General features: G+C 63.3%; 26 protein-coding genes, 1 tRNA gene and 1 other RNA gene. 10 read left to right on the top strand and 18 right to left on the bottom strand.

All coding sequences use genetic code 11. The features are described from left to right. Nucleotides 1–26 precede the first annotated feature (26 nt). From NP503_RS26180 to NP503_RS26155, 6 genes are all read right to left on the bottom strand, one after another. Nucleotides 27–482 (bottom strand): periplasmic heavy metal sensor, encoded by a 456-nt coding sequence (locus NP503_RS26180; RefSeq protein ID WP_127269063.1) that lies wholly within the window; start codon nucleotides 480–482, stop codon nucleotides 27–29. Next, nucleotides 479–931, bottom strand: coding sequence for a hypothetical protein (locus tag NP503_RS26175; protein ID WP_127269064.1), 453 nt, complete (start codon nucleotides 929–931; stop codon nucleotides 479–481). Before NP503_RS26175 ends, NP503_RS26180 begins: the two co-directional genes overlap by 4 nt. Before the next feature lie 86 nt (nucleotides 932–1,017). Continuing rightward, entirely contained in the window at nucleotides 1,018–1,560 is a 543-nt protein-coding gene (locus NP503_RS26170; protein ID WP_127269065.1) for an RNA polymerase sigma factor, read from the bottom strand. 71 nt (nucleotides 1,561–1,631) lie between these two features. Then, a complete protein-coding gene (locus tag NP503_RS26165) occupies nucleotides 1,632–2,063 on the bottom strand; it encodes an EF-hand domain-containing protein (protein WP_127269066.1) in 432 nt (143 codons plus the stop codon). 163 nt (nucleotides 2,064–2,226) lie between these two features. Continuing rightward, nucleotides 2,227–2,415: a YodC family protein gene (locus tag NP503_RS26160; protein WP_023811455.1), complete on the bottom strand. Its 189-nt coding sequence runs from the start codon at nucleotides 2,413–2,415 to the stop codon at nucleotides 2,227–2,229. A gap of 135 nt (nucleotides 2,416–2,550) precedes the next feature. After that, nucleotides 2,551–2,626: transfer RNA gene (locus NP503_RS26155), tRNA-Thr, on the bottom strand. 331 nt (nucleotides 2,627–2,957) lie between these two features. Here NP503_RS26155 and NP503_RS26150 point away from each other — a divergent pair. After that, nucleotides 2,958–4,097 (top strand): hypothetical protein, encoded by a 1,140-nt coding sequence (locus NP503_RS26150; RefSeq protein ID WP_164748764.1) that lies wholly within the window; start codon nucleotides 2,958–2,960, stop codon nucleotides 4,095–4,097. Nucleotides 4,098–4,111: 14 nt separating this feature from the next. On the opposite strand, the gene NP503_RS26145 is transcribed toward NP503_RS26150, so the two are convergent. Beyond that, nucleotides 4,112–5,713, bottom strand: a complete 1,602-nt coding sequence (locus NP503_RS26145; protein WP_127271579.1) for a cisplatin damage response ATP-dependent DNA ligase — start codon at nucleotides 5,711–5,713, stop codon at nucleotides 4,112–4,114. Between the two features lie 4 nt (nucleotides 5,714–5,717). Beyond that, nucleotides 5,718–6,728: a ligase-associated DNA damage response exonuclease gene (locus NP503_RS26140; protein WP_127270756.1), complete on the bottom strand. Its 1,011-nt coding sequence runs from the start codon at nucleotides 6,726–6,728 to the stop codon at nucleotides 5,718–5,720. Nucleotides 6,729–6,835: 107 nt separating this feature from the next. Here NP503_RS26140 and NP503_RS26135 point away from each other — a divergent pair, with 107 nt between their 5' ends. Next, nucleotides 6,836–7,765 carry a class I SAM-dependent methyltransferase gene (locus tag NP503_RS26135; protein WP_127271576.1) on the top strand — a complete coding sequence of 310 codons (930 nt, stop codon included), beginning with the start codon at nucleotides 6,836–6,838 and terminating at the stop codon, nucleotides 7,763–7,765. Nucleotides 7,766–8,034: 269 nt separating this feature from the next. After that, the gene (locus NP503_RS26130; RefSeq protein WP_127271228.1) at nucleotides 8,035–8,397 is read left to right on the top strand and encodes a hypothetical protein; all 363 of its coding nucleotides are present in this window, start codon (nucleotides 8,035–8,037) and stop codon (nucleotides 8,395–8,397) included. Here NP503_RS26130 and NP503_RS26125 read toward each other — a convergent pair. The 7 genes from NP503_RS26125 to NP503_RS26095 all read right to left on the bottom strand — a co-directional run bounded on the left by NP503_RS26125 (nucleotide 8,394) and on the right by NP503_RS26095 (nucleotide 17,835). Then, nucleotides 8,394–9,335, bottom strand: a complete 942-nt coding sequence (locus NP503_RS26125; RefSeq protein WP_127271229.1) for a glyoxylate/hydroxypyruvate reductase A — start codon at nucleotides 9,333–9,335, stop codon at nucleotides 8,394–8,396. The two genes, NP503_RS26130 and NP503_RS26125, sit on opposite strands and share 4 nt — an antisense overlap. 29 nt (nucleotides 9,336–9,364) lie before the next feature. Further along, nucleotides 9,365–10,996 (bottom strand): ABC transporter ATP-binding protein, encoded by a 1,632-nt coding sequence (locus tag NP503_RS26120; protein WP_127271574.1) that lies wholly within the window; start codon nucleotides 10,994–10,996, stop codon nucleotides 9,365–9,367. After that, on the bottom strand, nucleotides 10,993–12,138 hold the full coding sequence (locus NP503_RS26115) for an ABC transporter permease (RefSeq protein WP_127271572.1): 1,146 nt from the start codon (nucleotides 12,136–12,138) through the stop codon (nucleotides 10,993–10,995). Before NP503_RS26115 ends, NP503_RS26120 begins: the two co-directional genes overlap by 4 nt. Beyond that, the gene (locus NP503_RS26110; protein ID WP_127269782.1) at nucleotides 12,138–13,235 is read right to left on the bottom strand and encodes a microcin C ABC transporter permease YejB; all 1,098 of its coding nucleotides are present in this window, start codon (nucleotides 13,233–13,235) and stop codon (nucleotides 12,138–12,140) included. Before NP503_RS26110 ends, NP503_RS26115 begins: the two co-directional genes overlap by 1 nt. Nucleotides 13,236–13,265: 30 nt before the next feature. Further along, nucleotides 13,266–15,134 carry an extracellular solute-binding protein gene (locus NP503_RS26105; protein ID WP_127269783.1) on the bottom strand — a complete coding sequence of 623 codons (1,869 nt, stop codon included), beginning with the start codon at nucleotides 15,132–15,134 and terminating at the stop codon, nucleotides 13,266–13,268. After that, nucleotides 15,134–17,011, bottom strand: a complete 1,878-nt coding sequence (locus tag NP503_RS26100) for an extracellular solute-binding protein (RefSeq protein ID WP_127271570.1) — start codon at nucleotides 17,009–17,011, stop codon at nucleotides 15,134–15,136. Before NP503_RS26100 ends, NP503_RS26105 begins: the two co-directional genes overlap by 1 nt. Nucleotides 17,012–17,166: 155 nt before the next feature. Then, entirely contained in the window at nucleotides 17,167–17,835 is a 669-nt protein-coding gene (locus NP503_RS26095) for a cytochrome c family protein (protein ID WP_127268468.1), read from the bottom strand. 193 nt (nucleotides 17,836–18,028) lie between these two features. Here NP503_RS26095 and NP503_RS26090 point away from each other — a divergent pair, with 193 nt between their 5' ends. Then, nucleotides 18,029–18,757, top strand: coding sequence for a 3-deoxy-manno-octulosonate cytidylyltransferase (locus NP503_RS26090; protein ID WP_127268467.1), 729 nt, complete (start codon nucleotides 18,029–18,031; stop codon nucleotides 18,755–18,757). A gap of 9 nt (nucleotides 18,758–18,766) precedes the next feature. Further along, a complete protein-coding gene (locus tag NP503_RS26085; protein WP_127268466.1) occupies nucleotides 18,767–19,630 on the top strand; it encodes a prephenate dehydratase in 864 nt (287 codons plus the stop codon). Between the two features lie 56 nt (nucleotides 19,631–19,686). Here the strand turns inward: NP503_RS26085 and NP503_RS26080 are convergent, their stop codons facing one another. From NP503_RS26080 to NP503_RS26070, 3 genes are read right to left on the bottom strand one after another with little or no spacing between them, the layout of a single operon-like run. Next, nucleotides 19,687–19,992, bottom strand: coding sequence for a Dabb family protein (locus NP503_RS26080; protein ID WP_127268465.1), 306 nt, complete (start codon nucleotides 19,990–19,992; stop codon nucleotides 19,687–19,689). A gap of 37 nt (nucleotides 19,993–20,029) precedes the next feature. Continuing rightward, nucleotides 20,030–20,974, bottom strand: coding sequence for an NAD(+) diphosphatase (gene nudC / locus NP503_RS26075; RefSeq protein WP_127268464.1), 945 nt, complete (start codon nucleotides 20,972–20,974; stop codon nucleotides 20,030–20,032). 41 nt (nucleotides 20,975–21,015) lie between these two features. Continuing rightward, entirely contained in the window at nucleotides 21,016–21,435 is a 420-nt protein-coding gene (locus NP503_RS26070; protein ID WP_127256953.1) for an HIT domain-containing protein, read from the bottom strand. Nucleotides 21,436–21,604: 169 nt separating this feature from the next. Here NP503_RS26070 and ffs point away from each other — a divergent pair. The 5 genes from ffs (at nucleotide 21,605) to NP503_RS26045 (ending at nucleotide 25,475) form a co-directional block, all read left to right on the top strand. After that, an RNA gene (ffs, locus tag NP503_RS26065) (signal recognition particle sRNA small type) lies at nucleotides 21,605–21,701 on the top strand. A 105-nt stretch (nucleotides 21,702–21,806) separates the two neighbouring features. Next, nucleotides 21,807–23,618: a DNA polymerase III subunit gamma/tau gene (locus tag NP503_RS26060; RefSeq protein ID WP_127272516.1), complete on the top strand. Its 1,812-nt coding sequence runs from the start codon at nucleotides 21,807–21,809 to the stop codon at nucleotides 23,616–23,618. Nucleotides 23,619–23,648: 30 nt separating this feature from the next. Continuing rightward, on the top strand, nucleotides 23,649–23,972 hold the full coding sequence (locus NP503_RS26055) for a YbaB/EbfC family nucleoid-associated protein (protein WP_013527931.1): 324 nt from the start codon (nucleotides 23,649–23,651) through the stop codon (nucleotides 23,970–23,972). A gap of 27 nt (nucleotides 23,973–23,999) precedes the next feature. Beyond that, the gene (locus NP503_RS26050) at nucleotides 24,000–24,407 is read left to right on the top strand and encodes a hypothetical protein (RefSeq protein WP_127272517.1); all 408 of its coding nucleotides are present in this window, start codon (nucleotides 24,000–24,002) and stop codon (nucleotides 24,405–24,407) included. Nucleotides 24,408–24,542: 135 nt separating this feature from the next. Then, nucleotides 24,543–25,475: a cell wall hydrolase gene (locus tag NP503_RS26045; RefSeq protein ID WP_127272515.1), complete on the top strand. Its 933-nt coding sequence runs from the start codon at nucleotides 24,543–24,545 to the stop codon at nucleotides 25,473–25,475. Nucleotides 25,476–25,650: the final 175 nt, after the last annotated feature.

Genomic DNA, 25,650 nt, shown 5'->3' with positions numbered 1-25,650 from the left:
GCGTCTCGAGCATTTTCCGTCGGTCGTCATGGCGATTTTTTCGGCGCCACGGCAGCGCGGCGTTCCATGTGGCGCAGCAATGCCTGTGCCAGCACGCTCCGGTTTTCGGGTGATGTGTTCGCCGCGAAGTCGACAATGGCCTGCTCGAGCCGGGTGCGAACCGTCGCGTCGGCGTTGCGTGCCCGCTCCAGGGCCGCCGACACGGCGGCCTTGTCCATGACAGGCTGTTGCAGCAGGTCCGCTGCCTGCTGCCTGGCCTGCTGGCCATCGAGAATGATCTGACGGGACTGCACGCGAACCTGGCGCAGCGCCTCGCGGAACGCCTTGCGATCCTGGTCGGGAAGTTGTCGGCCGGCCGATTCCAGCGAGACACCTGTTTTGGCATTTCTCAGCCAGACCGCACCGCCGACGAATGCGCCGGCAAGAAAGACGTTCAGCACCACGGAAGCAATAACCAGACCACGGACCCAGCGCGTGCTCATAGGCTTTCCTCACCGTTCTCGGCAGCGGGGCCGGCATCGCCAAACGCCGTCGCATTGGCATCCAGCACATAATGGTCCGGCTGGACCTCCGGCGTGACGATGGTCACCAGGGCCAGCCCTGCCACGGCACCGGCCAGACCAATGCCGGCAAGTCCCAGCCCCAGCCACCAGAACCGCTTACGCCGGCGCTGGACGAGGTGCCGGCCGGCAGCCTGCAGAATGCTGCCGTGCAGTGCCTTGTCCGGGGCGTCGACGCGGTAGCTGTCGAGCAGCGCGTCAAGTGTCCCGGCCTGCCTCAAGATGGCCTTGCCCGCGCCGCTCGCGGCAAAGACCGTGCCGGCCATTCGCTCAGCCTCGGGCCATCGCCGCAAGTCGCCGCCATAGGCCTGGGCCAAGACGGCAAAGCGCCTGGCATCCATTGCGGGTTCGTTCCTGGATCCTTCAGCCATGTGTCGCCCCCTTGCCCGTCGGCGCCGGGCGCCAAGCGGCACCAGCAAGGCGCAATGGCCGTGGTGCGTTGGTGCTTGCCCGGTGCTTACTCATCGGCGCCATCCCCCGCCAGGATCGCCTGCAGCGACCGCCGGCCGCGCGCAAGCAGGCTCTCCAGGGCATCGACGCTGATCTGCAAGGTCGCTGCCGCCTCGATATTGGACATCTCCTGATAGTAGACCAGAACGATGGCTTCGCGCTGGCGCGGCGCTATGGCTTGCAGCGCCCGTTCGACCCGAAGCGCTTCCTCCTGGCGAGGGGCATCGGGAAGTGCCGCGGGGTCGACCATCTCCGGCAGGTCGCCGGTCACCCACTCGCGCCTGCGACGCAGCCGGTCGTAGCAAAGGTTGAGCGTCACCCGGTGGATCCAGCTGTCGAAGCGCGCATTGCCGCGCCGCCAGCTCGCGGCATGGCGCCAGATCCGCACGAAGGTTTCCTGGGCGACATCCTCGGCCTCCGCCGCATCGCCGAGCATGCGCACGGCAAGCGCCAGGATACGCGGCAGCTTGCGCGCGACGAGGGTTTGCACCGCTGCCGGCTCGCCGGCGCCAACACGGCGAACCAGCTCCTCGTCCGGATCCGCAGCCATCAGTCGGCGAACTCCCGATATTCATCGCGCGTCATTGCCTCTTGGTCATTGCTCCCTGCTTGACCTCTTGGTCATTGCTTCGGCTTGGGAGCGGTTTTGTGGCCCGGCAGTTCGTCGGCCGTCAAAATGCCGTCGGCATTCTTGTCCAGCCGGGCGAAGCGCCTGGCGAAGAATGCATCGAGTTCGGCGCGATCGATGAAGCCGTCATGGTTGGAATCGATCCGCGCGAAGGATTTGGCGGCGTCGCCCTTGACGTTGCGCTTCGTCTGAAAGGCCTCCCATTCCAGCAGGCTGATCTTGCCGTCGCCATCCGTGTCGGCCGCCATGATCGCCTTTTCGCGCCGCTTCTGGAATTTGGCCAGCGTGATGTCGGACCTGGTCCCCGAAGCGCCTGGCGCGGCAAGTGGCGCGGCGGTCGGCGGTGCAGGCGGCGTCGTTGCCTGGGCGAAAGCCGCAACGGTCTGCAAACTCAAGGCAACGACTGATATCGAACGGCGGATCATGCTGTGCGTCTCCAGGTTGGCGCGACGCAGACGGCTTGTGCCGCCATCGCGCTTCAACCGTTAAACGCCGCGACCCGGAAAATCCGTCGGTCGCGCCTGCTGATCCGTTCACGCCCGGACAAAAGAGGGTGCCCATCCCGGCTCGATCGGGATGGAAGGAACTCTAGTCCGACTGGTCGGCCGCAATCAGTTGTTCGGGCTTGAACCCGGCATGTTGCGGGGTCCACACCTCGCCCTCGCGATTGAACCAGTGGCACAGATACATGCCCGAGGCTGCCCCATCGCTGATCGTCATCCTGGGACCTCCGGATTTCAGCCTGACGACGTCTCCGGTCTTGAAATTGTTGGGCATTTTTGACCTCCCATGCTGAGGCCATGATTTTCACACCAAACCGGTGTCTCGACAATGGCAGATCTGCCAGGCCGGCGCCGCAATCCTTTGCACCAGCTGCGAAGGGGCAGACAGACGACAAAAATGGAGGAGGAATGGTGCCGCTTGCGTGACTCGAACACGCGACCCCCGCATTACGAATGCGGTGCTCTACCAACTGAGCTAAAGCGGCCCAGGAAGCCAAGGCCTCCAGGATGCGGCGGTGATAGACGCAACCGGGCGCGAATTCAAGATGCGACTTGGCAATTCCTGCGTCGGCGTCGTGGCACCCTCGAAAGCCGGCCGCCGCCTTGTCCGCCAATCAATCGCCAAGGGAATGCGGCGCACGGTGCGTGTGCTCCCTGTGCGCGAAAATCGGCGAAACATGCTGATTTTGTTGCCGGAACAGCGCCGGAATGGACTTTGCACACCTCTGCGAGGCAGAATACGCCGCTCGCCCGTTGATTGATTGGTCGCCTGCGGCTAACGATCACGGCAAGGTTGGCAAAGACAGAGGGACCCGCTTGGACGCGATCGAAAAAGCGATCCGGAACGCCTTGGAGAAAGGCAATGCCGAGGACCGCGCGTTCCGCGAGAGGGTCTATCGCTCGGCTTTTGCCGCGCTCGATCGCGCGCTCCAGGCCAATCCGGGTGTGACCGTTGAGGTCGCCATCAAGCGCCGCAAGGCAATTCAGGCGAAAATCACCGAAATCGAATCCGAGTTCCTGCCGGCGGTGCCGGATGTCGGTCCGCAGGGCGATGCACCGGCGGTCGAACTCGGAGCGGACCCGGCGCCCGCGGTCGAAACCGGCCGACAGGCATCGTCCCCCGATGTCGTCGTCGACGGACCCGTGCAATCCGCTGCCGATGCGCCGCGCTCCCGCGTTCTGCCCGTCGTTCCCGACATCATGCCGGAGGCCACGCTTCCCGATGCTCCGGCCATCGACATGTCGGTTCCGGCCTCGGCCGGCGCGACGACGGAAGTGGCGCCCGACCGCGATGAACGGCGCATAAGGGGACGTCGCCTGCCGCTGACCGCCATCTTCCTGACCGTGACACTGCTCGCCGCGGTTGGCATCGGCCTGTTCTTCGCCGTGCAGACCGGCGTGTTCAAGACATCCGCGCAACTCGACACCGCCCCGCCGCAGGCGCCGCCGACCGTCGAGGACGACGATTTCACACCGGCCGACGGCGGTCCGGCAAAACCCGGCGCCGCGGACCAGGCGCGCGACTGGATCAATGTGTTTTCGCCGGCCGATGCATCCCATGTCAGCGCGCCGTCTGACGCCAGGGCCGAGGTGATGAAGGACGATACCGGTTCGTTCCTGCGCATCCGTTCCGGCGCGTCCGGTTCGGCGATCAGTTTCGACGTCGGACAAGGCGTGCTGGAGAAGCTGGCCGGCAAACATGCCGTGTTCGACATCATTGCCCGCTCCGAAGAAGGCAAGGAGACGCAGATTTCGGTCGACTGCAATTTCGGCGAACTCGGCGACTGCGGCCGCAAGCGCTATGCGGTCGGCCAGCAGCAGAACGAATATCTGTTCGATGTGCAGTTTCCCGACAAGCGTCCGGGCTCGGCCGGCACCATTGCCATCAATTCAGACTTCGACAAGCAGGGTAAGGCCGCGGACATCTACGAAATCCGCGTTTCGATCGAGCCGTAAGAGCGCTGAACGGTCTAGCGGTCGAGCAGCGCCTGTAGCGTCTCGATGCGGTCGGCCTCGTTGGCCGGCTTGTCCCAGCGCAGCCGCGAAATGCGGGGAAAGCGCATGGCGACGCCGGATTTGTGCCGGGTCGAGCGGTTCAGCCCTTCGAAGGCGACTTCCAGCACAAGGCCGTTGTCGCGGTCAGCCCGCACCGAGCGCACCGGCCCGAAACGCTCGATCGTGTTGTCGCGGACATATTTGTCGATCTGCTTCAACTCCTCGTCGGTGAAGCCGAAATAGGCCTTGCCGACCGGCACCAGTTCCTCTTCCCCTTCGGCACCTGTCCAGACGCCGAACGTATAGTCGGAATAGAAGCTCGAGCGTTTGCCGTGGCCGCGCTGGGCATACATCAGCACCGCGTCCACCGTGTGCGGATCGCGTTTCCATTTGAACCATGGACCTTTCGGCCGGCCGGCGACATAGGCTGAGTCCCAGCGCTTCAGCATGACGCCTTCGATGATCGGATGCGGCGGCACCCGGCGTAGTTCCTCAAGCGTTTGCCAATCCGTGAAGTCGACGAATGGCGAAAGATCGAAACGGCTCGGGTCGAGCGTTCCGACAAACGCTTCCAGCCGACCGCGCCGCTCGCGAAACGACAGCGCGCGCAAATCCTCGTCGCCGAGCTGGAGCAGATCGTAGCAGCGCATGAAGGCCGGGTATTGCTGCTGCATCTTCGGTGTCACCGTCTTGCGATTCAGCCGTTGCTGCAGATCCGAGAAGGTTCCCGTCGCCTCCCGGGGATCGCCGACCAGCAATTCGCCGTCCAGCGTTGCGGAAAAATGCATGGCCTCGGCGAGGTCCGGAAAGGCACCGGAGACATCGTCGCCGGTGCGCGAATAGAGCCGGCGGATACCGCCCTCGGCCGTCGCCTGGACACGGATGCCGTCCCATTTCCATTCGGCGGCATAATCCGCGGGATCGAGCTTTTCGAGATCGCCGTCACCGACCGGGTTCGACAGCATCACCGGGCGAAACAATGCCAACGCCGTGCTTCGTGGTCTTTCGGCCTTGCCTTCCAGCCACGCGAACAGCGCTGTGTAAGGCGGTGACAGCCCGTGCCAGAGCTCCTCGATCTCGGCCACGTCGACCTTGCCGAAATCGGCCAGCGCCTGTTTGGCCAGCCGCGCCGACATGCCGATGCGCAAGCCGCCGGTGACCAGCTTGATGATGGCAAAGCGCGCCGAGATGCCCGCGCTGTCGAGCAGCCCGGCCAGCACCTTGGGCCCGTCGGAGCGGCTTGCCGCCTGCAGTTTGGCCACGACTTCGCCCAGCGTCGGCTCGCGGTTCGCGATGTTTCCGGGCGTTTGCGGCCAGACCAGCGACACCGTTTCGGCGAGATCGCCGACATAGTCGTAGGAATAGCCGAACAGCACCGGATCCATGCGTTCGGTGACCAGCATGCGCAGCATCGCCGGCTTGACCGCGGCGATGTGGAGATCGCCGGTGATGGCAGCCAGCGCCAGCCCGCGATCGGGATCCTCGACGCTGCGGAAATAGTCGGTCAGCAAGGTCAGCTTGCCGTTGCGCGACGGCGTCAGCACCAGGCGGTCGAGAAGCTCGGCGAAGCGGTTCATGGCTTCAATCGCCCTCGTCCTCGTAGCCGACCAGATGCAGCGGCCGGGCGGCGATGCCTTCGAGCTCGCACCAGCGCACCAGCGCTTCCTCGCGGCCATGCGTCACCCAGATCTCCTCGGCTCCGGTCTCCTTGATCGTGGCGGTCAACTCATCCCAGTCGGCATGATCGGAGATGATCAGCGGCAGCTCGACGCCGCCTTGCTTGGCGCGCTGGCGAATGCGCATCCAGCCCGACGCGAAGCACGAGATCGGATCGGGAAAACGCCGCGCCCAGCGGTCGGCGAAGGCCGATGGCGGGCCGACGACGATGGCGCCGGTAAAATCATCCTTGCCGCCGCTTTCGACGGTCGCCGGTTCGAGGGTGCCGAGATCGATGCCTTGGCTCTGGTAATATTCACTGAGTTTGGCCAGCGCGCCATGGATGTAGAGCGGCCTGTCGTAGCCGGCGTCGCGCAACAGCCGCATCACCCTTTGCGCCTTGCCCAGCGCATAGGCGCCGACCAGATGCGAGCGCTCAGGGAACTGCGCTGCCGATTTCAGCAGGCGGGCGATTTCTTCTGTGTCGGGCGGATGGCGAAACACCGGCAGGCCGAAGGTCGCTTCGGTGATGAACACATCGCACGGGATCGGCTCGAATGGCGCGCAGGTTGCGTCCCTCTGCCGCTTATAGTCGCCGGAAGCGACGATGCGCGTGCCCTGATGCTCGACGGATATCTGCGCCGAGCCCAGCACATGGCCGGCTGGATGGAAGCTGACGCTGATGCCATTGAGTGCAATCGTCTCGCCGAGTTGTGCCGCTTGCGTCGTGCCAGCGAAATTCTCACCGTAGCGCAGGCCCATAATGTCGAGCGTTTGCCGCGTCGCCAGCACCGAGCGGTGGCCGGAACGCGCATGGTCGGAATGGCCATGCGTGATCAATGCCCGGTCGACCGGCCGGACCGGGTCGATGAAGAAATCGCCCGGCGGGCAATAGAGGCCCTCGGGCCGGGGATGAAGCAGGTCGCTGGCGCGCATGATCCCCCAAGATAGGATATAATTCCGCGGCGGGAAGCCTGTTGTAAGTCACTGCTGACTCCCGCATAGAGCACCGCCGGCTCGATCCGCCGGCAGGACCCATCGCCATGAAACCGCTTCAGGCCTCGTCCGGCGACTTGAACGCCGATCGCCGTGCCGATTATGCCGAGATGCTGCACGCGGACGGGGACCATGCGGCGGCGGCGGAGTTGCTGCTCGGCGCCCTGGAAATGACACCGCAATGGGCGATGGGCTGGTTTCGCCTCGGCGAGATGCAGCAGGCGGCGGGCGCGGCGGAGCTGGCCGCGCAGGCCTGGACGATGTCGCTGCAACTCGATCCATCGGATCGTCAAGGCGCTGCACTGAACCTGCAATTGATCGGCAAGGCGCCGGCGCCCGACGCGCTCCCCAGCGCCTTCGTCGAGACCTTGTTCGACCACTATGCCGAGAGCTTCGATGAGTCCCTGGTCGGCAGGCTGGGTTACCGCCTGCCTGGGATGCTCGACCAGGCCATTCGAGCGGCAAGGCCGGGACGCTTCCCGCTCGCTCTGGATCTCGGCTGCGGCACCGGCCTGATGGGGCAGAGGCTGCGGCCGATCGCCGACCGGCTGGAGGGTTATGACATTTCGGCCAAAATGCTAAGAAAGGCGCGGGCCAAGGGCGTCTACGATTTCCTCGACAAGGCCGATCTGCGGGATTTTCCCTATGCCGGTCCGAAAGCCGATCTGGTGACGGTGGCCGATGTTTTCATCTATGTCGGCGCGCTGGACGGCGTGGTGAAGACGATTGCCCGCTTGCTGGCGACGGACGGCCTGTTCGCGTTTTCCGTCGAAACGCTGGCTGGCGATGGCGATTTCGTGCTGCTGCCGTCGCGCCGCTACGCGCATGCGCAACACTATGTGCGCGACGTCCTGGCCGCCAACGGGCTTTCGGTCCTCTCACTGGAGCCAACCGTCATCCGGCAGGATCGTGGGGAACACGTCAACGGGTTGGTCGTTGTGGCCGGGGCTCCGAACTCAGCCCGACAAAGGACCTGACGACAGCCAGTTCGGCGGTGTCGGCAGCTTTTACCGGCAGCGATAGGAATTTTTTCTTGACACCCTGCCCTCAGCACATTTTCGCCCATGGTGCTGATTTGCGCCAGTGACCCGCCGCGCAGGCGGGTTTTCGTTTGATGCTCCGTCAGCCACGCGCCAGCGGAGGGGCAGCCTCGCCGCTTCTTGCTGTGAAAAAGTCCGATTTGCATGCGCGACTGATATTTGCGATCTGCTCGCATCAGGGCGGGATATCAGGAGGAGCATAGCCGATGCGCTGGAACATGATGATCTTGGCCTCTTGCCTGCTGACCGCCGGCTGTGTCGGCGGCACCTCGATGTCGGAACAGCAGGATGCGAACGTCCAGTCCTCCCTGCAATACGACACCGTGCCGTGCGATCAGTTGCTGGCGCAGCGCAATGGCTTGGCGCAGCAATACAACCTTCCGGCGAAGGCCAAGCCGACATTCTCCAACCCGGCGATGGGCTTCGGCCCGTTCACGCCTGACATGCGCTCCAAGGCCAAACGCGATACCGACAAGGCAAGCGGTGAGATCGATGCCATGAACCGGTCGATCGATCGACGCGACTGCGGCCAGCCGGACAAGCAGAAGAAGATCGCTCTGCCTGGCTAGTACCCCGCCTTGCGGTCCACCAGATTGTCCAGCTTTTCACCGCGTTCGAAGGCGTCCATCTGGCGCAGCATGATCGGCGCCAGATGCACCGGATCGGAGGTCGCTGCCGCGTGCGGCGTCACAAACACTTTTGGATGCCCCCACAGCGGACTGGTCTTCGGCAGCGGTTCGACCTCGAACACGTCGAGGCTCGCCTCCTTCAATGTGCCGTCATCCAGCGCCCGCAAAATGTCGGCATCCTTCTGCAGACGGCCGCGCCCGGCATTGATCAGCACCGAACCGCCGAGGCCGTTGCGCTTCCGCAATTCCTTCAGCACGCCGTAGTTGATAATGCCCTTGGTCTCAGGCGTCAGCGGCAAAAGCACCACCAGGATGTCGGTGGCCTTGAGGAAGGGGATCAGTCCAGCTTCGCCGGAATAGGTCGCGACGCCTTCCATGGCCTTGTCGGTGCGCGACCAGCCATTGACGGCAAAGCCGAGCGACAAAAGCACCGAGGCCGCGGCGCGGCCGAGACTGCCGAGGCCCATGATGCCGACCGAAATGTCACCGGCAGGCCTCTGCTGCGGCTCGTGCCAGATCTTCTTCGGCTGCTGCGACCGGTAGAGCAGGCCCTGGCGGTGATGGTCGAGAACCCGCCAGACGACATATTCGGTCATGTACTGGGTGAGATTGTCGGCGACGACCTTGACAACAGGCACATCGGGCAGGCCGGGATCGGCGAAGATATGATCGACGCCGGCGCCGATCGAAAAGATGGCGCGCAGATTGGGCAGCGACGACAACAGGTTCGGCTTCTGCTTCCACACCACGGCATAGGTGATCGACGGGTCGCTGGCGCCGTCAGGCTCCAGCACCACCTCGCGCTCGGCCGACAGGAGCTCGCGCCAGCGCTGCGGATGAAAGCCGGTGACGGCAAGCAGGATACGGCCTTTTTCCATTGCGGTCTTTTAGTCCCTCTCTACGCAAATCACTCGCTGACGATGCCGACCGGTGCCGTCTCGATCTTGAAGGCGGCCGAGATCAGCGCCCGAGTATAGTCGGTTTGCGGATTTTCAAAAATCTGCTGGGAAGGACCAGCTTCGACGATCCGGCCATTGCGCATGACGATGACGTCGTTGGCGAGCGCGCGGATGACTTTCAAATCATGGCTGATGAAGAGATAGGCGAGATCGTGCTTGGCCTGCAGGCTGCGCAGCAGATCGACGACCTGCGCCTGCACGCTCATGTCGAGTGCCGATGTCGGCTCGTCCAGCATGACGAAGCGCGGGTTGAGCACCATGGCGCGTGCGATGGCAACGCGCTGGCGCTGGCCGCCGGAAAACTCGTGCGGATAGCGGTTGCGTGTCGCCGGATCGAGCCCGACCTCCTTCAGCACGGCGGCCACCTTGTCGTCGCGCTCGTCGGGCGACAGCTTCGGCTCGTGGATCTTGAGGCCTTCTTCGATGATCTCTGCGATCGACATGCGCGGGCTGAGCGAGCCGAACGGATCCTGGAAGACGATCTGCAATTCGCGCCTGAGCGGCCGCATGGCGTTGAAAGTCAGCTGGTTGATGTCGCGGCCGTTGAACTGGATCGTGCCGGTCGACGAGATCATTCTTGCCAGCGCCAGGCCGAGCGTCGTCTTGCCGGAGCCGGATTCGCCGACCACGCCCAGCGTCTGGCCGGCGCGCACGGTGACATCGATGCCGTCGACGGCCTTCACATTGTCGACGGTGCGGCGGAAGAAGCCCTGCTTGATCGGGAACCAGACCTTTACGTCCTTGCCGGTCATGACAGGCTTGGCATCGGCATTGGCGGCCGGCGGCTTGCCCTTCGGCTCGGCCGCCAGCAGATGCCTTGTATAGGCATGCTGCGGATTGGCGAAGATCTCTTTGGTCGGCCCGGTCTCGACTATCTTGCCCTTGGTCATCACGCAGACACGGTCGGCGATCTTGCGCACGATGCCGAGATCATGGGTGATGAACAGCATCGACATGCCCTTGCGGCTCTTCAGCCCGGCCAGCAGCTCGAGGATCTGCGCCTGCACGGTGACGTCGAGCGCCGTCGTCGGCTCGTCGGCGATCAGAAGTTCGGGCTCGTTGGCCAGCGCCATGGCGATCATCACGCGCTGGCGCTGGCCGCCGGACAACTGGTGCGGATAGGCATCGAGGCGCTTGTGCGGATCGCGGATGCCGACCTCGTTGAGCAAGGCCAGCGTGCGCTCCTTGGCCGGGCGGTCGGCCGTGCCCTGGTGCAGCTTCAGGATCTCGACGATCTGCTGCTCGATCGTGTGCAGCGGATTGAGCGAAGTCATCGGCTCCTGGAAGATCATGGTGATCTTGTTGCCGCGCACCTGCCGCAACTGCTTCTCGTTCATCGCCAGCAGGTCGGCGCCCTGGAACAGGATCTTTCCCGAGGGATGGCTGGCGCTTGGATAAGGCAACAGCTTCAGCACCGAAAGCGCCGAGACCGATTTGCCGGAACCGGATTCGCCGACCAGCGCCACCGTCTCGCCCTTGGCGATGTCGAACGAGATGTGGTCGACCGCCGTCGACTGGCCGCCGCCCTGGCTGAAGGCGACGCTGAGGTCCTGTACGCTGAGCAAGGGGGCTTCGCTCATCTGAACGTCTTGCGCGGATCGAAGGCGTCGCGCGTCGCCTCGCCGACGAAGACCAGCAGCGACAGCATCAGCGAGATGACGACGAAGCCGGAGATGCCGAGCCACGGCGCATTGAGGTTCCGCTGCGCCTGCTTGAGCAGTTCGCCGAGCGAGGCGGAGCCGGGCGGCAGGCCAAAGCCGAGGTAGTCGAGCGAGGTCAGCGTCGAGATCGAGCCTGAGAGCAGGAAGGGCATGAAGGTCAATGTCGCCACCATGGCGTTGGGCAGCAGGTGCCGGAACATGATGGTGCGGTTGGGCACGCCGAGCGCCCGGGCCGCGTTGACATATTCGAAATTGCGGGCGCGCAGGAACTCGGCCCGCACCACGCCGACCAGCGCCACCCAGGAGAACAGCAGCATCAGGCCGAGCAGGATGAAGAAGCCCGGCGGCAGGATGGCGGCGACGATGAGCAGGAGATAGAGCACCGGGATCGCCGACCAGATTTCGATGAAACGCTGGAACAAGAGATCCGTCCAGCCGCCGAAATAGCCTTGCACGGCGCCGGCCGCGACGCCGATCAAGGCCGAGCCGGCGGTCAGGATCAGGCCGAACAGCACCGAAATGCGGAAGCCGTAGATGACGCGCGCCAGCACGTCGCGCGCCTGGTCGTCGGTACCGAGCCAATTCCAGTTGCCGACGATGCAGGCGGGGTCGGCGGCACCCTTCGGATACTGGTTGCAGCGCTTCGTGGCGTCATACTGCCAAGACGGCCTGGCCGGCGCTGCTTCCGGAATGGCGTTGTTGACGGTCTGATAGGAGTAGCGCACCGGTGGCCAGATCATCCAGCCATTGGCGTTGATCTCGTCCTGGATGACCGGGTCGCGATAATCGGTGACGGCATAGAAACCGCCGAATTTTTCCTCGGGGTAGGCGACCAGCACCGGAAACAGGATCTCGCCCTTGTAGGAGGCGATGATCGGCTTGTCGTTGGCGATGAACTCGGAAAACAGCGACAGCACGAACAGGACGAGGAAGATCCACAGCGACCAGTAGCCGCGCCGGTTGGCTCTGAAGTTCTGCAGGCGCCGCTTGTTGAGCGGCGACAGAAACGGCCGCTTGATCCGCGCGGGTGCCGCGTCCACGGGGACTGTAGCCTCCGACATCAGATGTCTCTCCGCTCGAAATCGATGCGCGGATCGACCCAGGTGTAGAGCAGGTCGGACAAGAGACCGACGAACAGCCCGAGCAGCGAGAAGATGTAAAGATTGGCGAACACCACGGGATAGTCGCGCTCGACCACCGACCGGAAGCCGAGCAGGCCGAGGCCGTCGAGGGAAAAGATGTTCTCGATCAGCAGCGAGCCGGTGAAGAAGGCCGAGATGAAGGCGCCGGGAAAGCCGGCGATGACGATCAGCATGGCGTTGCGGAAGACGTGGCCGTAGAGCACCTGCCGTTCCGACAGGCCCTTGGCCCGCGCCGTCACCACATACTGCTTGCGGATTTCTTCGAGGAACGAGTTCTTGGTCAATAGCGTCGTGGTGGCGAAGGCCGACAGCACCAGCGCGGTCAGCGGCAAGGTCATGTGCCAGAAATAGTCGACGATCTTTCCCCACCAGGACAATTGATCCCAATTGTCCGAGGTGAGGCCGCGCAACGGAAACCAGTCCCAGAACGACCCGCCGGCAAACAGCACCATCAGCATGATGCCGAACAGGAAGCCCGGAATGGCATAGCCGACAATGACGACGCCGCTGGTCCAGACGTCGAAGGGAGTGCCGTCCTTGACCGCCTTGCGGATGCCGAGCGGGATCGAGATCAGGTAGGACAAAAGCGTGATCCACAGCCCGATCGAGATCGACACCGGCATCTTCTCCAGGATCAGGTCGAGCACCGAAATGTCGCGGAAATAGCTGTCGCCGAAATCGAAGCGGGCATAGTTCCACAGCATCATGCCGAAGCGCTCGAGCGGCGGCTTGTCGAAGCCGAACTGCTTTTCCAGCTTCTTGATGAATTCCGGATCGAGCCCCTGCGCCCCGCGATATTTCGAACTGACGTCACCGGCTGCATCGAAATTGCTGCCAGCGCCCGCGTCGCCGCCACCGCCGCCGAGGCGGTCGCTGCCGCCCTGATTGGTCAGCCGGGCGATGACCTGTTCGACCGGACCGCCGGGGGCGAACTGGATGACGGCGAAGGATATCGCCATGATGCCGAACAGGGTCGGGATCATCAACAGGATGCGGCGCAGGATATAGGCGCCCATCAGGCCTTTTGCCCCGCTTGAGCGAACATCTCAGCCTTTGCCAATTTTTGCCGCCTTGCCCTTATCGAACCACCACAGCGTCTCGACCGGAAAGCCGAAATCGGGCTTCTGTTCGACAAAGCCGAACATGTCCCAATAGGCGACGCGGTGATTCGCCAGATAGTATGTTGGAATCCAGTCCAGCCGCGCGCGCAAGACCCGGTCGAGCGCTCTGAGCGCCGTGACGAGTTCTATACGGTCTTTCGCCTTGCCGGCTGCCGCGATCAGGGCGTCGATGGCCTTGCTTTCCGTGCCCGGATAGTTGCGCTGCCCCGGGATTTTCGCCATCCGGGAATCATAGAGCATCTGCAGGCTGTCGTCGGTCGGCGTCGCCCCGATCGACCAATGCAGCAAGGCAAGATCGAAGTCGTAATTGCTGTGCCGCTGCTCATACTGCGCCGAATCGATTTGCCGGATCGATGCGTCGATCCCGATCGCCTTCATATTCTCGGACCAAGGGGTGTAGATGCGAACGATGCCGTCGTCCTCCGCCAGCATTTCGACCCGCAGCCGCTCACCCTTGTCGTTGACGACGAAACTGCCATCGCGCTTCCAGCCGGCCTGCGCAAGCAATCTCGAAGCCTCGCCCAGCAGCTTGCGGTCATGGCCCGAACCGTCGGAAAGGGGCTGCGTCACCGCTTCACCAAAAACCTCTGGCGGCAATTCGGCCCGGAACGGCTCCAGCAGGGCCAATTCCTCAGGCGAGGGCAGGCCTTCGGCCTTGTAATCCGACCGTTCGAAGTTCGATTGAGAACGCTCGTAGGAGCCGTAAAACAAGGCCCGCTTCATCCATTCGAAATCGAAGCACCTGGCGATCGCCCGCCGCACCCGCTCATCGCGGAATTGCGGACGACGCTGGTTCAGTGCGACGCTCTGCATGTCCGGCGTCTTCTCGCCGGGAAATTCCCGTTTGACGACCTTGCCGTCCTTCAGCGCCGGAAAGTCATATCCGGTCGCCCATACCCGTGAGGTGAATTCCTCGCGAAAATGCGTGTCGCCTTTCTTGAAGGCTTCGAACGCCGCCTGCCGGTCAAGATAGAAGTCGATGCGGATGCGGTCGAAATTGTAGAGGCCGCGGTTCACTGGGAGATCGCGGCCCCAATAGTCGGCCACGCGGTCATATTCGACAGTCTGTCCGGCCGCCACGCGTCCAATCTTGTAGGGACCCGAGCCAAGCGGCGGTGTCATGGTCGAGGCATCGAAATCATTGGCCGTATAAAAGGCCTTGGAGACGATCGGCATCCCCACGATCGCCAGGATGTTTTGCGCTGACTGTTCGCCGTTGAAAGTGAGGTTGACGGTGGCGGGATCGACCGCAACCGCGTCGGTCATGTACCGCAACGCCTGGGAAAGGTTCGGATGGCCCTTGTCCTTATAAAGCTTCAGCGCGAAGACAACGTCGTCCGCGGTCAGCGGCGAGCCGTCATGGAAACGCGCTTGCGGTCGCAGGGCGAAGCGGAAACCGTTGCGGTCTGGCGACAGGGTAACGGTTTCGGCGAGCAGGCCGTAGGCCGCATCCGGCTCATCGAGCGCGCTTGTCATCAGGGAATCGAAACAGAGTTCGGCGCGCGGCGGAGCCTCTCCCTTCAACACCAGGAAATTCAGGGTGTTGAAGGTCAGGAAGCTCTGATTGAGGGTCGAGTTCGGCGGCGCGAAATTCATCTGGCCGCCTTTTGGGGCGTCCGGATTGACGTAGTCGAAATGCGCGAAATCGGGGTTGTATTTGAGGTCGCCGAAGGCCGACAGGCCATGCAGCTTGGTGCCGGTCGCAATTTCGGCGAAGGCCCGGCCGGGCAACAAGGCGGCGGCTGCCGCGGCACTGCCCAGGGCCAGGAAGTCGCGGCGGGCAAGGGCCGCCATCAATTGCCACCCTTGTATTTGGCCGCCAGCGCCTTCTCCTTGTCCGGGTCGATCCACCAGGAATCGATGTCGGCTCCGGCATAGGCAGGCTGCTTGTCGGGGAATTTGAACTTGTCCCAATAGGCCAGCCACACCGCCGACCGGTAATATTGGGGAACCACGTAGAAGTTCCACAGCAGGATGCGGTCGAGCGCATGGGTGGCGGCGACGAGATCGTCGCGATCGGTCGCGAAGATAATGCGATCGACCAGCGCGTCGACGGTCGGGTCCTTGATGCCCATCAGATTGCGCGAACCGGGCGAGTCGGCAGCTTTCGAGCTCCAGAAGTCGCGCTGCTCGTTGCCCGGCGATTCCGACTGCTGCAGCATCCCGGTAACGACATCGAAATCGAAATTGTTGACGCGGTTGATGTACTGCGTCTGGTCGATGATGCGCAAAGTGGCGTCGACGCCGATCTTGCGCAGATTGGCGATGTAGGGGCTGGCGATGACCTGGTCGGTGTCGTTCCAACCGAGGATTTCAAACTTGAACGGCGCGCCGGTCTTGGCATTGACCATCTTGCCGCCCTTGATCACCCAGCCCGCCTTGGCGAAGAGATCGACCGCCTGTTTCAGGTACTTCCGTTCCGCCTGCGGTGAATCATAAACCGGCAGCTTGAATTCCTGGGTGAAAAGTTCGGGCGGCAGCTTGTCTCGGTATTTTTCCAGGATTTCCAGTTCCTTGCCCTGCGGCAACCCGTTCGAGGCCAGTTCGGTGCCTTGGAAATAGCTCGACGTGCGGGTGTTGAAGCCGAAGAACAGTGTGCGGTTCATGCTCTCGAAATCGAACGGAATGGTCAGCGCTTCACGCACCAGCCGGTCCTGGAACAGCGGCCGCCGCTGGTTGAGGACGAAGCCCTGCATCGGTTCCGGCGCCTGGGTCTGGAAATCCTTCTTGATGACATCGCCGGCTTGGAATGCCGGGAAATTGTAAGCCGTCGCCCATTTGCGCGAACTGTATTCGCGGTTGATGTCTTCCAGCCCACCCTTGGTGAAGGCGAGCCAGGCAGCGTTGTCGTCCAGAATATAGGTGTAGCGTCGGGTGTCGAAATTCTCACGGCCGATCTTCACCGGCAGCTTGGCCGCCCAATAGTCCGGCACACGCTGCCAGATGATTTCCGAACCCGGCTTGAAGCTGGTGATCTTGTAGGCGGCCGAACCGAGCGGAATTTCCAGCGTCGGCTTGGTTACGTCCCGCTTCTTGCCGTTGGCATCGGTGCCTTCCCACCAATGTTTCGGCAGCACGGCAAGGTCGCCGATGATCTTGGGCAGTTCGCGATTGCCCTTCTGGTTGAAATGGAACTCCACCTCGCGATCCGAAATCGCCACCGCATCGGTGACATTCTCAAAATAGCGGCTGTATTGCGGGCTGTTGGCCTTCAGCACATGAAACGACCAGATCACGTCATCGACGGTGATCGGCTGGCCGTCATGCCATTTGGCGCGCGGATCGAGCCGGTAGGTCGCGGAGGAATAATCATCAGGATATTTGTAGGCATCGGCGATCAGTGGATGGCTGGTGCTGCCTTCATCGGTCGCCTGCTCCATCAGCGTGTCGTAGAGCAGGCCGCCGCCAAACCCGACGAGGCCGGCGGCCGGTGATCCCTGGACCACGTAGGGATTGAAGCTGTCGAATGTACCTGGCACCACCGAATTCAGCGTGCCGCCCTTGAGCGCGTTCGGGTTGACGTAGTCGTAGTGCTGGAAATTGGCGCCGTATTTGGACTCGCCGATCAGCGATGAGGTGGTGCGCCATTCGTCGGCGCGGGCAGCCTGCAAGCCCGCCGCCAGAAGGGCTGCCGCCAGCAACGACTTGAGAAGCGTTCGGCCAACCGTCATGCACTATCCTCTTCGCAATGCCCGTTCATGGCAATCTAGATGATTTGGCGCTCGTGAAAACCGCCATGCGCGGCTTTGTCGCCGCCTATGCGGTTTTCCCAACAAAAAAGCCGGGCTGAACCCGGCTTTTTCAAGGTCGTCGAGATGATATCTGGCTATTGGGCAGGCGCCGGTGCGGCCGGAGCCGGGGCGGCGGGAGCGGCCGGCGCGGCACCCTCAGCCGGCTTTGCCGGAGCGGCTGCATCGGCGGGCGCGCCTGCATCTGCGGCAGCCCCCGGCGCCGGCAGCGGCTTGGGATTATCGGACAGCGTGCGCAGATAGGCGATGACGTTGGCGCGATCCTCGTCCTTGGGCAGGCCGGCGAAGCCCATCGCGGTGCCCTTCACAAGTTTCTTCGGCGAGGTGATGAAGTGGTTGAGGTTGTCGTACGTCCACTTCTCGGCGCCGCCCTTGGAGAATTCCTTCATGCCGGCCGAATAGGCAAAACCTTCATGCTCGGCGACAGGGCGGTCGATGAGGTCCCACAGGTCCGGGCCGACCTTGTTGGGGCCGCCCTTTTCGCCGGAATGGCAGGCTTGGCACTTCTTGAAGACGGCAGCACCTTGCTCGACATTGGCGGTCGCCAACAGTTCGGCGATCGGCTTGGCTGCGGCGGCAGGCGCGGCCGGACCGCCTTCGGCGGGCTCGGCGGCCTCGATGGCGAAACCGGGCTTTTCCGGCGCCGGCGAGGCAAACAGCGCATCGGACACAATGCCGACCGAGAAGACGACGAAAACGGTTCCGAGCAATCCGGCGAGCAGTTTGTTGACTTCGTTGGAATCCATACGCCCCTTGCTCCCTTTTCCGGCGGACAGAACCGTCCACTCCGTCCGTCGGTATCGTGACCCGTCCTGCGAGGGCGGTCAAATCGGGCGGAAACTAGGTCTTTTGCTGCGGCGTTGCAACACCTATAAGGGCGCTTCCAGTGAGACCTTTTGCCACTTTCCCTGTCCTCTTTCGAGACGCCTTGCACCCGAAATGTCCACGCTGATCCTGATCCCGGCCCGCATGGCTTCGACCCGCCTGCCGGGCAAGCCGCTGGCCGACATCGCAGGCGCCCCGATGATCGTCCATGTCGCGCGCCGTGCCGCCGAAGCCGGCCTTGGCCGAGTGGTGGTGGCGACCGATACGCAAAGCGTGGCGCAAGCGGTGCGCGCGCACGGTTTCGAGGCCGTGATGACGCGCATGGATCACGAATCCGGCTCCGACCGCATCCACGAGGCGCTGATCGCGCTCGACCCCGGGCGCAAGGTCGAAACCGTCGTCAATGTACAAGGCGACCTGCCGACGATCGATCCCCAGATCATCGCCGCGTCGCTCAGGCCTTTCGAGGACAGTGCGGTGGACATCGCCACGCTCGGCGTCGAGATCGTCCGCGACGAGGAAAAGACCAACCCCAATGTCGTCAAGATCGTCGGCTCGCCGCTCTCGGGCAGCAGGCTGAGGGCGCTCTATTTCACCCGTGCCACGGCGCCTTGGGGCGAGGGGCCGCTCTACCATCATGTCGGCCTCTACGCCTATCGCCGCGACGCACTCGAGCGTTTCGTCGCGCTGAAGCCGTCGCCGCTCGAACGGCGCGAGCGGCTGGAGCAGTTGCGGGCGCTGGAAGCCGGCATGCGCATCGACGCCGAGATCGTCCAGTCGCTGCCGCTCGGCGTCGACACGCCGGAAGACCTCGAACGCGCCAGACAGATCCTTTCAACCTGAGATATCGGCATGCCTGAAAAGACCAACAGAATATCCTTCCAGGGCGAGCCGGGCGCCAATTCCGACACCGCCAGCCGCAACATGTTCCCTTCGATGGAGCCGTTGCCATGCCCGACTTTCGAGGATGCCTTCAACGCGGTCGAGACCAACAAGGCCGACCTCGCCATGATCCCGATCGAGAACACCATTGCCGGGCGCGTCGCCGATATCCATCATCTCTTGCCGGAATCGAAGCTGCACATCATCGGCGAATATTTCCTGCCCATCCATTTCCAGCTGATGGTGCTGCCGGGCGTCAGGCGCGACGAGATCAAGACGGTGCACAGCCATATCCACGCGCTTGGCCAGTGCCGCAAATACATCCGCAAGAACGGCTGGAAGGCGATCGTCGCCGGCGACACGGCCGGCGCCGCCAAGATGGTCTCCGAGGTCAAGGACCGCACCATGGCGGCGCTGTCGCCCGCGCTGGCAGCGACCCTCTACGGGCTCGATATCATCGAGCAAAACGTCGAGGACACCGACTCAAACGTCACCCGCTTTGTCGTCCTGACCAAGAACAAGCAATGGGCCGAGCGCCCGTCGCCTGACGTCAAGATGATGACGACCTTCATCTTCCGCGTCCGCAACGTGCCGGCCGCACTCTACAAGGCGATGGGCGGCTTCGCCACCAACGGCATCAACATGACCAAGCTGGAGAGCTACCAGCTGGGCGCTTTCACGGCGACGCTGTTCTACGCCGACATCGAGGGCCATCCCGACGACCCGCTGGTCAAGCTGGCGCTGGACGAGCTTCGTTTCTTCTCGCGCGAAGTGCGGATTCTGGGCGTCTATCCGGCCAGTGAGTCGCGTGAGCAGTGGAAGGTGGCGGACTGATCGCTACTAGGCATGGTCTTTTCCAAAAACCGGTTTCCACTTTTCGGGACCATGCCCTAAATCACCGCGCCCAGCGGCACATAGTCGATCTCCATGAAGGTCTCGACCTCGGGCACCCAGCGGTCGCGCACGAAGGCGACATGGTCTGGATGGTCGTTGTACCTGTTGTAGGCAGCCTGGTCGGCGAACTCCATCGAGAAGCCGAAACGATAGTCGTTCTTGGGGCTGATCTGCCGCAATTGCTCGAAATGCGTGACGCCCCTGATCGCGGTGAGGATTTTCTTGGCGTCGACCAGGAACCGCTTTTCCTCCAGCGAATGCGGCGGATGCTTCAGCGTGAAAACGACGGTGTGACGGATCATGCCCTGCTCCTGCAATGTCTTTGAATAATCGCGGCCATCATTCCGAGTCGACCCAGGCGCGGATCAGGTGATGCGCGATGGCGCCTTTCGGCGGCGTGACCAGATTGTCCTTGTGCGTCCTTTCCAGCATCAGGCGCACCTCGTCGCGAAAAAACCAGCGGCAGTCCTCAAGCTCGTTGAGGTCGGCCTGGATGTCGTCGTTGAGCGGCTCGCCGAAGCAGCCGATCATCAGCGAATAGGGAAACGGCCAGGGCTGGCTGGCGTGGTAGACGACGCGGCCAAGCCGGATGCCGGCCTCTTCCAGCGTCTCGCGGCGCACCGCCGCCTCGATCGTCTCGCCCGGCTCGATGAAGCCGGCAAGGGCCGAGTACATGCCCGGCGCGAAATGCCGGCCGCGCCCGAGCAGGCACTTCTCCCGCGTCGCCGTCAGCATGATCGCCACCGGGTCGGTGCGCGGAAAATGCTCTGTGCCGCAATTCGGGCAATGCCGCTTGTAGCCGCCGGCCCGCATCTGCGATTCTGTACCGCATTTGCTGCAGAAACGATGGCTGGCATGCCAGGCGAGCAGGGCCGCCCCTTGCGCCATCGCGCCAGCCGCCGCCTCGTCGATCAGCCCTTGCATGTAGACCGAGCGGTAGTCGATGGCCTTGACTGTTTCCGGAAGCTGTTCGGGTTCGACGCCGGCGGGCACGGCCAGCACCGGTCCTCGTTCGGAAAAGCCGAGCAGGATGCCTTGCGCCAGGGAAACCTTGAAGGGCTCGCTCTCGGTGGCGCCGAACCAGGGATCGAGAGCGCCGCTATCGCCGAGCTTCAAATAGAGCCGGCCGCCATGCATCAGAAGCAGCCGCGTCGCCGGATCGGCCAGCGCCTTGTCGACCGAATCGTCGGCGCGGTTCTCGGACTGCCGATCGATCGTGTTGCCGGCGAAGCCGACGAACTGGCTCGGCTCGCGCAAAGGCGCGTCAAACAGGCGGAAGCTCATGGGGACTCTGGAATATGTTGAGGGATGGACACTGGGAACGCTTATAGCGCCGCCTTGATCGTTTCGGCAAACCGTCGCAAGTCGGAACGTTGATAGGGCTCTCGCAGGCCGTGTCCCCACACAGGGCCTGGCCAGCCGGGATCACCTTCCGAGCGCGCGATGACATGGATGTGCAGCTGGCGCACGATGTTGCCGAGCGCGCCGGTGTTGATCTTGGTGCAGCCGGTCGCCTTCTTCAGCGCCTGCGCCACCATGTTGGTCTCGAAGGTCAGCATCGCCTGGTCGAGCGGCGTCATATCATGGATTTCCTCCGCGCCGGGCCGCTGCGGCACCAGCAGCAGCCACGGCCAGCGGCGGTCGTTCATCACCCGCAGTTCGCACAGCCCAAGCCACATCAACTGCTCGCTGTCCGCCTCCAGCCGTGCGTCCAGCGTGAATCCGGCCTCCAGGCCCGGCAGCATCGGCGTTTCCCTTGCTTTTCTTGGTTTGCTCAACACATGAAGGCTAGAGCGGCGGCAAGGGGGCTGCAAGTGAATCATTGCGCCCTCACGGTTTGGTGCGCCGATTCGACATTTAACGATTTCTTCGGCGGACTTGCATTTCGTCGCGCAATTGCCGATATGGAAAGCGGGAGGTTGGTGGTGGACGATCCACTCGCCAACCGGGTCAGGTCCGGAAGGAAGCAGCCCTAACGAGCCCGGAACGGGTCATTGTTCCAGCCTCCCACCTCATCGGCCCCTCTCGCGACATTGACGACGCATTGCAGCGCGGGCGAGACTATGCGCAGGAATCGGCCGCCTTCGGGCGCGGCCATTTGGAGCTTTACGGGCGTATGAGCGAAGCCGGAAATTCGGGACCAAAAAGCCTGGAGATAGGCAAGGCCGCCGCCTATCGCGTGCTGGCGCGCAAGTACCGTCCTTCGAATTTTTCCGAGCTGGTCGGCCAGGAGCCGATGGTGCGCACCCTCACCAATGCCTTTGCCACCGGCCGCATCGCCCAGGCCTGGATGCTGACCGGCGTGCGCGGCGTCGGCAAGACCACGACGGCGCGCATCCTCGCGCGGGCCCTGAATTATAAAACCGCTGACATCGACCAGCCTTCGGTCGACCTCGCCGTCCTCGGCGAACATTGCCAGGCGATCATGGAAGGCCGCCATGTCGACGTCATCGAGATGGACGCCGCCTCGCATACCGGCATCGACGACATCAGGGATATCATCGAGCGCGTGCGCTATGCGCCGGTCTCGGCCCGCTACAAGGTCTACATCATCGACGAAGTGCACATGCTGTCGACGCAAGCCTTCAACGGCCTGCTGAAGACGCTGGAAGAGCCGCCGCCGCACGTCAAATTCATCTTCGCCACCACCGAAATCCGCAAGGTTCCGATCACCGTTCTGTCGCGCTGCCAACGCTTCGACCTGAGGCGCATCGACGCCGGCGCTCTGGTCGCGCATCTGTCCTCGATCTCGGCCCAGGAAGGCATTTCTGTCGACGACGACGCGCTGGCGATGATCGCGCGCGCCGCCGAGGGCTCGGCCCGTGATTCGCTCTCCATCCTCGACCAGGCGATTGCCCATGGCGCCGGCTCTGTCGGCGCCGATGCGGTTCGGGCGATGCTCGGGCTCGCCGACCGCGCCCGCATCGTCGACCTGTTCGAACATGTGATGAAGGGCGATGTGGCGGCAGCCCTTGGCGAATTCCGTGCGCAGTATGACACCGGCGCCGATCCAGCCGCCGTGCTGACCGATCTTGCCGAATTCAACCATCTCGTCACCCGGCTGCGTTTCGTGCCGACGGCCATCGAGGATGCCTCGCTGTCGGAGGACGAGCGGCAGCGCGGCGCCGATTTCGCCAGAACGCTGTCGGTCAGGGTGCTGTCACGGACATGGCAGATGCTGCTCAAGGGCATCCCCGAGGTGCAGTCTTCCAACCGGCCGGTGAGTGCCGCCGAAATGGTGCTGATCCGGCTGGCGCATGCCGCCGATCTGCCGACGCTGGACGAGGCGCTGAGATCGCTCGATAGCGCTGCGCCTATGCAGAATGGCGCGCCGCGCCCGAATGGGACGTCGGCAAGTTCCGGCAATGGCGGTGGTGCCAGCGCGGTGGCGCAGACGCGCATGCCATCCGGATCGGGCGGGGCACAGAGCATGCGGCTGGTCGAAGCCTCGCCTGCTGCCGTTGCCTACGTCGCTCCGCCGGAGCCGGCCATGGAATCGGCGCCGCTGAAGTCGCTGGCCGACATCATTGCGCTCGCCGACGCGCAGCGCGACATCGCCTTCAAGGTGCTGGTCAAGAGCTGCATCCGGTTCGTGCGTATCGAGCCCGGCCGCATCGACGTCGGCCTGACCAGCGATGCGCCCAAGATGCTGCTCAACGACCTGACGACGAAGCTTCGCGCCTGGACCGGCCGCAGCTGGCTGGTCTCGCTGTCAAAGGAAGAGGGCGGCCAGACGCTCGCCGAAATGGAATCGGCCAAACGCGAGACGGCATTTCTCGATGCCAAGAGCGATCCCACCGTGGCCGCCATCCTGGCGCGCTTTCCCGGTGCCAAGATCATCGACGTGCGCATTCCAGACGCGCCGGAAGCCGAAACGACAGAGGCTGAAGTGCCGGTAGAGCCGCCGGCTGACGACGATGAAACCTGATCCAGCCACGAATCCGCAAAGGACCCGACCATGAAAGATCTTCTCGGCCTGATGGGCAAGGCGAAGGAAATGCAGGCCAAGTTCCAGGCCATGCAGGACGAGATCGCCACGCTGGAAGCGTCCGGCCAGGCCGGCGGCGGCCTGGTCAATGTGACGCTGACCGGAAAATTCGAGATGAAGTCGCTGAAGATCGATCCGTCTCTGTTCAAGGAAGACGATGTCGAGATCCTGGAAGACCTGGTGCTGGCCGCTCACAACGACGCCAAGACCAAGGTCGAGCAGATCATGCAGGAAAAGACCAAGGCGCTGACCGCAGGTCTGCCGATCCCGCCGGGAATGAAACTGCCCTTCTAGCATTCGGCGCGCGCGCCCATGATCGCCATGACCGAAGAGCCCTCCGAAAGACTGATCGAGCAGCGTATCCGCAACAGGATCTACGAGATCCTGGAAATCCTGGCCGATTGTGACGACGGCGTCGATCTCGTCGGCATCAAGGGTTATTTCTACCTGTTCGAGGATTTCGTCCATCGCCCGTCGATCGAAGCCGGCACATCGGCGCTTTCAAAGGACGAGCGCGCGATCGTGCTGGAGATCGCCGAGTTCCTGGAGGCAGCGAGCGAGACAAATCCGGACTTCACCAAGGCTGAGTTCATAGACAGCGACTGGCCGGGAAAGATCGCGCCGACGGCCAGGGAGGCGCGGACGCTGTTCCTCCGGCGCGGCCTGTTTTCGGAGAAGGTCGAGGAGCTTGAGCCCGGCCAGCCGGCGGCCATTACAGTGGGGCACTAATTCACTTTTAGGTCATGCAACTGTACCAATTTGGCAACAGAGCCTCATCAATAACGTTTTGGCCATCATTTTGCCCGAAAGTGTCTCATTCTTGCCGCAGCCTGGGGGCGGGCATGGAAGTGAGAGGGTTACCTGTTGATTGCCACGCGATGGAAGACGCCGCTGTTGCTCGGCGCCGTCATTTCACCCCTGTTTTTGGCTGCCTGCAGCCAGACCACGTCACACGGCATGTCCGTCGCCAGCCTGACCGACGCCATCACGCCGGGTTTCCTGAGCTCACGGGCCTACAGCCATACGCCGAAGGACAAGGAATGCCTGGAACGGGCGATGTTCTTCGAGTCCAACCGCTCGAGCCGCGACGGCATGATCGCGGTCGGCACGGTGGTGATGAACCGGCTGCGCTCCGGCAAGCACGGCAGCACCATCTGCCAGGTGGTGGGCGAGCGTGGGCAGTTCGCCCCCGGCGTCATGACAAGGCCGATGAATTCACGCGCAATGCCCGATGTCGAAGAGGCTGCCGAGGCGGTGCTCAAGGGTGAGCGCAAGGCCAAGCTCAAGAACACCATGTTCTTCCACACCGCCGGCTTACGCTTCCCCTACAAGAACATGCACTACACCATGGTTGCCGGCGGCAATGCCTTCTATGAGAAGCGCGGCCGCAACTGGCAGCCGCTGCCGGACGAGCCGCAGGTCGCCATTGCCTCGGCGGCGCCGCAGAAGCCAGCGGAGCCGGTGACGATGGTCGCGTCCGCCGAGCCGGTGCGTCCGGCCAAGCCGGCGACCGTCCGGTCCGTCCCTGCCCAGCAGACCTATATGACCGCGGCCGCCGCGCCGACCGCGAAATCCGCGCGTGTCTCGGCGGAGCCGACGGTGGTGGCGATGCAGGAGCCGATGGAGGAACCGGATGCCGCCCGTTTTGGCGGAACCTTGAACACAAGGACAAGGGTCATCTCCTCGGTCGAGGACGCGCCGCAAGAGGCGTCTATGGGATTCCAGTCGACGCCTGAGAACACCGACGCTGTCGGCGCGATGATCGTCAGCCAGGGCCGGCCGCTCGAAGCCAACTGATCTGCGCTCTATGGTCTGTCCAATGGTCCGCCCGGCTAATATGGTGGTTCATGCGGATGCGGGATGTTCCAAAGCGCTCTGAAAAATCCTGGAGCGGTTCACCGTTTCGCGGAAACGGTGAACCGCTCCAGCTTTTCGTTTTGACGCAATTCCCAAGGGAAAGCGCTTCGCGCTT

The sequence above is a fragment of the Mesorhizobium sp. SEMIA396 genome, from assembly GCF_024518615.1.
Lineage (GTDB): Bacteria > Pseudomonadota > Alphaproteobacteria > Rhizobiales > Rhizobiaceae > Mesorhizobium.
Note: the sequence above shows the minus strand (reverse complement) of the source record. Positions and strands in the feature narration are given on the sequence as shown.